This window comes from Arthrobacter castelli DSM 16402 (assembly GCF_000430705.1).
Lineage (GTDB): Bacteria > Actinomycetota > Actinomycetes > Actinomycetales > Micrococcaceae > Arthrobacter_C > Arthrobacter_C castelli.
On the sequence record NZ_AUMN01000041.1, the window covers coordinates 1 to 8,029 of the forward strand.

An 8,029-nucleotide genomic window follows, 5' to 3' on the forward strand; every position below is an offset into this window, starting at 1 on the left:
CATCGTTGAGGATGTTGTCCAGCGACAGGTTGCCGCTGTCAGCGATGCGGTTGTCGTTGACCTGGTTTGTGGTCTCGTTCATGGTTGATTCGACGCTGTCACCCGAGTCGGCGCTGGCCATTCCGGCCCCGCCGACCAATGCCACACCTGTGACCGCGCTGACTGCCAGAGACTTCGTGAAAAAGTTCCGCATTGTTATTGCCTCCATCATTTTCCTATCGGTGTTTGAAGGACATCAGGGGTTCGGTGCGATCCCGTTACCGGATTGGTATAAATTCGAAAAAATTAATTATCCGCGCCGTCCGCGCCGTCCGCGCCGTCCGCGCCGTCCGCGCCGTCCGCGCCGTCCGCGCCGTCTGTGCCGTCTGTGCCGTCTGTGCCGTCTGTGCCGTCTGTGCCGTCCGTGCCGTCACGTCACATGGCCATCGGATAGCCGGGGCGGCCTTCAGGCCGGCCGGTGCTCATGGTCAAGAGTGCAATGATTGTGGTCGGCGGCGGGGGAGAAAAGCAGGTCGAGGTAGTGGCGGTGCAAGCAGAGGAATTCGGCGACGATGGGGCATTCGGGTTGTATGGATACCCGCCGGCGGCGCATCTCATCGAGCACCCGCCCGACCAAAAGGAACACCAACCCACGGCCGCGGTGCCCCGGCCTGAATGGTCCTGGTGGCACTGTGCGGGCTGATGGTGTGGGCTGCCGTGCCGGCTCTGGTGGGATGGCAGCCCACCGTGGTGATGGGCGGATCCATGGAACCGCGCATCCACTGCTGGCACGGCCCGCGACGACCGAACCCTCGGCTGGTGGCCAAAACCGTCCGCCCGTTAGGGGCGAAGCCGATGCAACGCGAACATTGGTCGCGTACGCCCTCGCCTGTGCCAAGGAAGCAGATGCGCCCAAAGGGCAGGGCAGACGTCCCGCGTGCGGATCCTTTGATGGGGCGGTGGGCCATCGAAGCGGCTGAGCGTAATCTACGGGGTTGTCAGCGCGCGTAGTAACCAGTAGCCGAATGCCGCCCCGCCAGTCCCAGGATAATGGAGACGATGGTGTAGCCCATGGCTGCGATGATGTGGCCTGTGCGCAGGAGAACGAGCTGAATAAGAAGCGGCCGGGCGGGTGCATGTCCGTTCAGCCGGATCCCAGTCGGCAGGTGAGTTGGAACCGTCGGTCGTGGCGGCCATGGCCGAAACCGGCGTGGACCTGGCCGAGGCATGCAGCGCGTCCCTAAGCATATTGTCGCAAGTCCCGCCAATGATTTATCTAAGGGCTGGGTCAGCGTAAGGATTTCAATACATATTCGGCTGTCTCGTCTGGTTTGTCCCAATGCGGAAAGTGGCCGCAAGAATCGAACCAGTGCAGTGAGGCGTCGGGAAATTTGGTTCTCGCGGTGAGGACCTGGCTGGGTAAGGTGACCAGATCCTTCCGGCCCCATCCGATTGCTACACGACCAGGGGTCGATCCGGCCGCTGCGCCTTCCTGCACGGGCCCATTGACCAGCGCATCCAGGGCCTCGTCCAGCCGTGTTGCCTGATTGAAACTGCGCATCTCATTCAATACCAGATCGGGTGGCAGTGCCCACGGACGTGCACTGAACTGTGATAACAGCAGAGTCCTTCCCACGGGACTCGAGGCGATGGCGGGCATCGGACTTTGCAGAGCCCGCACCAGTTTCACAGAAAGGCCAACAGATGCGCCGAACACGCGGCGTTGTTTCTTGTTCCAAAAGCCGCCGGGATCCAGTGCGACGACATTTCCACCAACGCCCCGGCGTGTCAGTTCGAGAACCATTCGTGCTCCCATGGAGCTGCCCACCAGGTCAACCTTCGGTATACCAGTGTCGTGCATATACTGCTGGACGGCGTCTGTCATCGAGGCCATGGTGACCGCTCCCGGGAACGGCGGGCTTTGTCCGAATCCCGGCAGATCTATCAGGATCACTTCCCGCTCGGTGGACAGACGGTCCAGGATCGGCTCCCAGTTCCGCCAAGATGAACCTAGACCGTGCACCATGAGCACAGGATTGCCGCTTCCGCGCCGGATGGTGTGAATTGTTGAGGTATCCATATATTGACGCTACGGCTTTCGGCCTTCTACGTGAAGGTGGCCGGCGGCAGACTGACTCCAAGTAGCAACTCACAAGGTATTGGCGAGTTTAGCGTAGACGACCAGGTTTTTGCACGAACTGGCCGGAGGATGGTGTGAAGCCATCGCAGGTGATGAGTCCTATTTCTGCTCCGGGGGTGGGTGAGTAGAGGGCTTTGGTGGGGAATTCGGCTTTTAAGTAGATCTCGCTTTTGTATACCTCGAAGACTGCTGTGGAACCGTTATCGTGGGTGACGGTGATGCTGTCGCCTGGGATCAAGCCGCCGAAGTTCTCTGGAGAATTCATCTTGAATCCATTGCCCGGGGATTATCTCCGGCCTAATCTTAAACAGCTGGCTCCCCTTCCGATCCTCCTCCATGGATTGGGCAGGGGAGTCTTCCCAAGGATCCTTCAGCCCGCCGTTCAGCCGGAAAAGATACTATGAACTTCTTGACCGATAACCTTATTGCCGATGGGCTGCGCATTGCGTATCGTGATCGTGGCCGGGGTGAGCCGGTGATCTTTATCCATGGCACGCCTTCGCATTCCTATGAATGGCGAAACATCGTGCCATCGGTCGAGGCGGCCGGCTATCGGGTGATCACTTACGATTTGCCGGGGTTTGGGCTCTCCGAGCGGCCTGTGGATCAAGATACTTCCGTCGCTGCTCAAACCGGCATTCTTAAAGCTATCCTCGACCAGTTGGCTATCGAGACCGTTTCTATCATTTCCCATGACATCGGTGGCGCCATTGGTTTGCGGTTTGCTACTGCTCACCCCGAACGTGTGCGACGACTGATGGTCATCGACACGGTCAGTTATGATTCATGGCCGTCGTCGACTTGGCGGAAGATTATCGAAGAAGAGCTGGATGACTACACCAATCTGTCGCAGGAAGCGTTCAATGCCCTGCTGACCCGGCAACTGAAGATGACCGTCAAGGACGAAGCGACAATGGCCGGCGACATTCTCCACGGCTATTTGGCACCCAATCAATCGGCGTTGGGACGCGCCTCCTTTTTCGAGCACCAGATGCGGCATTACGACTCGAAGTACACCGAGGACATCAGCGGCAAACTCGGCGCTCTAACGATGCCGGTCCGTATCCTTTGGGACGAGGGCGACCGGTGGGAGCCTTTACACTATGCAGAACGGCTCGCCGGCGACATTCCAGGCACCGGCCTCATAGTCGTCCCCGAGGCGGGTCACTTCGTTATGGAAGACGCTCCAAAACAGGTCACTGGCGAGATCGCGGACTTTCTCACTGTTCTTTGATATCTTCCACTTCTTCGGCAGCGGGACAAGGTTCTGAAGGCTTGCCGGTTATGAAAGCTGTCTGGCGAGCGACGGAAGGCTTTGTGCTTCGAACGTGGGTTGTGTGAAATAGCCGGGGTAGCGGCTGCCGGAGCGGTTGATCCAGGCGGTCTGCATTCCTGCGGCATCGGCGCCATGGATGTCCCAAGGGTGTACCGCTACCAGCAACATATCGTGTAGCGCCTCTCCGCAGGCTGCCGCAGCTGTGTTGTAGGCGGATTGTGACGGCTTCCAAGCCGGCGCGTCATCAACGCTCAACAACTGGAAGAAATGTTCGCGAACGGCGCTGCTGCTTGCGGGAGCGGTCCCGTTCCGGACCGGCAGTACGCCCGCGCGCCGAGCACGAGCGGCAGCAAGCCCACGATGTTGCGGACCTTGAAGCTGCCGATAGCCAAGGACGTGGGAAGCCCAGCGACGACGCCGTTGACCGACCCAAAGCTGGACTCGTTCAACGGGATAGCTCCTATGGCCATGACGGCCAGCCACTGGAGCCAGATAGGCAGGGGAGCAGTGAAGTCTTGCAGGGACTCAATCATGGGGCATGGCATGGATTGACGTTCTCGGACGGGAAACAGGAACCCCTCGCGGAATTGAACTCACGGCTGCCACTTGGACTCAGCTAGCGGAGCTTGATGATGTCGAAGCCAAGAAAAGACAACTGCTGTTTGCGCGGCGTGTTCAGAACACGGGACCGCCGCGAGGGTCAACGCGGACTACTGGTCGGCGAAAATTCAACAGCACCAGCGACGACACGGAACCCCTGTCACTGCAATCGCTGGCTGAACAGCCGCCTGCCCGGCTCATTCAGAGGTTCCTCCCTCGCAGCTCTGCTCCCTTTTCACCGTTGTATTGGGCGCGACAGGGACAGTAGCAATCGTTGCGACGAGCATCCGGTCGAACCTGGCCGGAGCCAGCGGAACTGTGATTTCTGCTGAATGACCCGTCCTGAACTGGAAAACTTCTCCTCCATTTCTGCCGCCCTCCGATGCCAGTGCCCCACGCTGTCAGAGGCTGAATCCGCACTAGAATCGACGGGGGTCATGTTGTCGGCCACCGCCGGGCAAGCAGCTCCGGGTGCCGATCTGCCCGCTGGCCAAGGGGTGCCTCTTCTCCACTGGAGGAAGCACTTTCAGGTCTTGATCTCAACGTCTCAGGGAGCAATTTCCTGAGACGTTGAGATCAGGAGGACCAGAGGTCGAGCGACTCCCAGCACTGCGGGACCCCCAGCGACTCGATCGATAGAGCGTGCGACGGCGGGAAAGTTCCCAGCAGCGCGGCGAGCTGCTGGGGCCACTCGATGTCGGTTTCGATCGAGGGGAGGAGGTAGGCAATCACCGCGAGGGCGTTGTAGGTGCCCAGGCCATGCTTTGGAACTGTCTCCGCCCGGAGATGATCGAGGAGAGGGACTTGCCCTGCCTTCGGTCGTGACGGGGCGTTCTGGAGCTTCCGGTTGAACAGCCGGGCGTGGTGCGCCGCAACGTTCCGCACGTAGTTGAGGCTGGCGAGCCAACTGGACATGATCTTCTTGGTCGGGACGCCGAACGCCTTCGCGATCTCTTCGGCGTCCTGCTGGTTCATTCCCCTGTAGAGGACGGAGAGGTGGCCGAGCTCGAGGAGCTCGGTGAGTGCCCAGACCGGCATCCGATCCTCGTACTTCTGGCGGAAGTGCTCGACGAACTGCTCGTCGGAGCTGGCCTTCCGAGCGTTGACCCGCTCCAACCACTGCACATGCTTGCTCGGCGCGGGAATGCGAGTGTCGGTGGATTCCATGGTGAACGCCGGGGTGAAGCAGGAAGGATCTTCGTGAGCAAAGGCTGATCTGCGGCCGAGCACGTACCCGACCCGCATCCGCACGGCGACCTCGATGCGCTCGACGCCGTCCATGACGAGCATGCGCAGCCGCCGATCGAAGTCGATCACCGCCTCGGCATGGTCCAGTGATGTGCCTGGCCGATAGCCGCTGAGCACCCGGGTGCGCGTGCGGCCCTCGTCGTCCACGTACTGCTCGGACTCCCGAAACGGGTAGAGATAGCCGGTGAGCCGGTAGTAGCCGACCGACTTCAGAACAGCAACGGCACGGGTTCGGTCGCCAACGTCGACTCCGCGGCTGGCCAGCTGCTCGACCTGCTGCTCAAGAGACAGCCAGGGCTTCGTGTATTCGACCATCAGACCCCCATGACAGAAAATCAGCCCGCGCCTTGCGGCAACGGGCTGATCATGATGTCAACAATCGTAGCACAGGCTTCCGGAGACTGTCCTCGCGCGAAGGACGTCGCCGTCGGCGACCGAACCCAGGGGGAGTGCCCTCGGTTCTGGAGATCTCCGGTCAAGGTTCTTCCTGAACTCCGCTGACGCCGCGTTCCAATCCTCGGGGTGCGAGATGGCAGCAGCCTGTGCTGCTAAGCGCACGTGCTGTCGTACGGGGTCGTGGCGTCGAGCTTCATCCGGCTGCGGTCCTTGATGAGGAGAACCTCGACCACCTGAGCTGCGGTCTGGAAGTCTTCGGCGATGGTTCACAGTGCGATGTCGACGGGGGGAGAGGACCTTCTCGCCGTACTCGTCGAGGTTCACGTAGACGTTCGGACTCTGACTTCGCAGAAGGCCAACGGCCTCTTGATCGTCAGACTGACGGCGACGTGGAACCCGGACGGAGCCGCAGAACTGTGATTTCTGCATTGTGATACACTTTTAGTGCTCGTACTGCATGCAAAGAGAAGCAGCCGAATGATCCGTCCTGAGCTGGAAATCTTCTCCTCCAATTTGCGGCCCTTCCGATGTCAGTGTCCCGCCCTTTCAGAGGGTTATGTCGCTCTCACGTTGCCAGGGCCGTGCCTTCGGTCCGTGCGGCTGAGAGCCCCTTTCGCCGAGGGCTGCGGCAAGAACCCGGCGATGGCCCAACAGGGCGGCGGTATGGCCCCAGCAGGAATCCGCTGAGGCCGATCAGGAGTACGCAGCCTGCGACCCACGCGGCGAGTGTCTATCCGAGATAGCTAAGCGCGGGCCCCTTGCGCCGGCCGATGCGGATCACCTGCAACGCGAGGAGGGCGAGCGGAACGACGAAGGCCGGGAGCGCCCAGAACGTTGCCACCGAGGTTTATGCCGCGGTAACTTGGTGGTACTGCGTGGCTTGGCCGTGAGCTCACCGAACAATTGCTGGCAAGCGGCGATGACGTGACCTGTTTGGCTTGCGGGGAGTCGGGACGCCCGCCCGCCGAAGCCGATTTTATACAGTCCGAGCGGACGGCGGCCGGTGCTTACACAGCTGTGGCAAGCCAACAATGGGGTGAGGTTATAGAGCTCGCCTATGAGCCCGCCCTCGTCGCCGGCGCGCTGGAAGCATTGGCGGGGAAGGCCAAGCATTGGACTTTGGTCTCGTCCGTCTCCGTATATGCGAGCAACTCTGAACCCAATGCTGACGAATCTGCTGATCTGCTCGATCCAGTGGATCTGGAGGACTACGGTCAAGCGAAAGTGGCTGCCGAACGCGTTTCAAGGGAAGCCTTGGGGGATCGGCTCCTTATTGTCCGGCCGGAGTTGATTGCCGGCGCGGGTGATGGAAGCGACAGATTCAGCTACTGGGTCAGCCGTTTTCCCCTTGCTGAGAACGATCCAATACTGACTCCAGTGACAGACGAGCGCTCGATCGCTGTCCCCAACACCGCAGTCCTTGCGGAATCGGCCAACTCCGCGGCTTCAGCAAGGAGCGCGACAGGCACGAGAATGCAGATCCTCAAACCTATACTAAGCAGCCTTATGTTTTGTAATGTGGTTACTGGCCTCTCTCATGGGGGCCGTTAAGAAGCGAGCGGTCCTCTGTGAGAGGGGTCCTCATGACGGCTGGATGCCGGCCCCGGCTGGGCCTGACAATGAGCATTCAGCGCGGGTGGAGGTCACAATGCCGATGTCGGGGGAAGAACGACGGCGTCTGGCTGAAATGGAGCAGAAACTTACCAGAGAAGACCCGATGCTGGCGGAGGAGTTGGCAGCCGGAACGGAGGACCGACGTCCAGGGGGTTCGTTCGACTGGTGGCTGCTCATGCTCGGTGGACTACTGCTGCTCGTCATGGGATTTTTGAACCAAGAGATCATCATGGGAGCCATCGGCTTCACGCTGATCGGTGCGGGGATTTACGGTCTGTGCAAAAACCAGAGAAGAAGACAGGCCCGGCGCGACGAATAGTTTCATCGAGGGCCGGCCGAGGCAGATGCCATTTTCGGTGCTAATCGCGGGGCATTTGACTGGCTGAGCAAACACTAGGGTCATTAGCACCAACTCCGGATGCCCCAGCTACTGTTTTTCGGTCCCGCTTTCTTTGGTGGGCCAGTCTTTTACCGCCGCGGCCAAGGTGTTGGTTGTCCACGAAACGGCCAAGGCTGTGCTGGAGACCGTCGGTTATTGCCTCTGGAGATGGGTGGGGCACCCGCCCCGGGAGACTGGGGGAGCGGGTGCCACACGTGCAGCCTTGGGCGGGCTGCTGCTTTGCGGGTGCTTAGAGCAGTCCGCCCAGCAGGGACTCGTTGTCTTCGACGCGGTCAGTGTTGCTCTGTGAGGAGCTGTCGGCGTCGACGGTGGAGTCGACATCGGGGTTGGCGTTGGCCTCAGTGTCGTTGCCGCTGAGGATGCCGTCCAGGTTGTC

Annotated in this window: 9 protein-coding genes and 1 pseudogene; 4 read left to right on the forward strand and 6 right to left on the reverse strand. The window is 60.5% G+C overall.

Annotated elements, in window-relative coordinates:
• The coding region (locus tag H535_RS27200; RefSeq protein ID WP_035770517.1) for a hypothetical protein at positions 1-193 on the reverse strand (193 nt) is incomplete at its 3' end.
• 270 nt (positions 194-463) lie between these two features.
• Here H535_RS27200 and H535_RS0121405 point away from each other — a divergent pair.
• Positions 464-682, forward strand: a complete 219-nt coding sequence (locus tag H535_RS0121405; protein WP_026821154.1) for a hypothetical protein — start codon at positions 464-466, stop codon at positions 680-682.
• Between the two features lie 585 nt (positions 683-1,267).
• On the opposite strand, the gene H535_RS0121410 is transcribed toward H535_RS0121405, so the two are convergent.
• Both H535_RS0121410 and H535_RS0121415 read right to left on the reverse strand, forming a co-directional pair.
• Entirely contained in the window at positions 1,268-2,059 is a 792-nt protein-coding gene (locus H535_RS0121410) for an alpha/beta fold hydrolase (RefSeq protein WP_035770518.1), read from the reverse strand.
• An 88-nt stretch (positions 2,060-2,147) separates the two neighbouring features.
• Positions 2,148-2,384 carry a sortase domain-containing protein gene (locus tag H535_RS0121415; RefSeq protein WP_026821156.1) on the reverse strand — a complete coding sequence of 79 codons (237 nt, stop codon included), beginning with the start codon at positions 2,382-2,384 and terminating at the stop codon, positions 2,148-2,150.
• A 144-nt stretch (positions 2,385-2,528) separates the two neighbouring features.
• On the opposite strand from H535_RS0121415, the gene H535_RS0121420 reads away from it, so the two are divergent.
• A complete protein-coding gene (locus tag H535_RS0121420) occupies positions 2,529-3,353 on the forward strand; it encodes an alpha/beta fold hydrolase (RefSeq protein WP_211236661.1) in 825 nt (274 codons plus the stop codon).
• Positions 3,354-3,401: 48 nt separating this feature from the next.
• On the opposite strand, the gene H535_RS29250 is transcribed toward H535_RS0121420, so the two are convergent.
• The 3 genes from H535_RS29250 to H535_RS0121435 form a co-directional block, all read right to left on the reverse strand.
• Entirely contained in the window at positions 3,402-3,650 is a 249-nt protein-coding gene (locus H535_RS29250) for an HAD family hydrolase (protein WP_155838825.1), read from the reverse strand.
• Entirely contained in the window at positions 3,647-3,928 is a 282-nt protein-coding gene (locus H535_RS29255) for a hypothetical protein (protein WP_155838826.1), read from the reverse strand. Before H535_RS29255 ends, H535_RS29250 begins: the two co-directional genes overlap by 4 nt.
• Positions 3,929-4,571: 643 nt before the next feature.
• Positions 4,572-5,558 carry an Abi family protein gene (locus tag H535_RS0121435; RefSeq protein ID WP_026821159.1) on the reverse strand — a complete coding sequence of 329 codons (987 nt, stop codon included), beginning with the start codon at positions 5,556-5,558 and terminating at the stop codon, positions 4,572-4,574.
• A gap of 954 nt (positions 5,559-6,512) precedes the next feature.
• Between H535_RS0121435 and H535_RS27210 the strand changes: the two are divergent.
• Both H535_RS27210 and H535_RS28100 read left to right on the forward strand, forming a co-directional pair.
• A pseudogene (locus H535_RS27210) lies at positions 6,513-7,190 on the forward strand (Rossmann-fold NAD(P)-binding domain-containing protein); the annotation flags it as partial.
• Positions 7,191-7,287: 97 nt separating this feature from the next.
• Positions 7,288-7,572: a DUF3040 domain-containing protein gene (locus H535_RS28100; RefSeq protein WP_162144892.1), complete on the forward strand. Its 285-nt coding sequence runs from the start codon at positions 7,288-7,290 to the stop codon at positions 7,570-7,572.
• Positions 7,573-8,029: the final 457 nt, after the last annotated feature.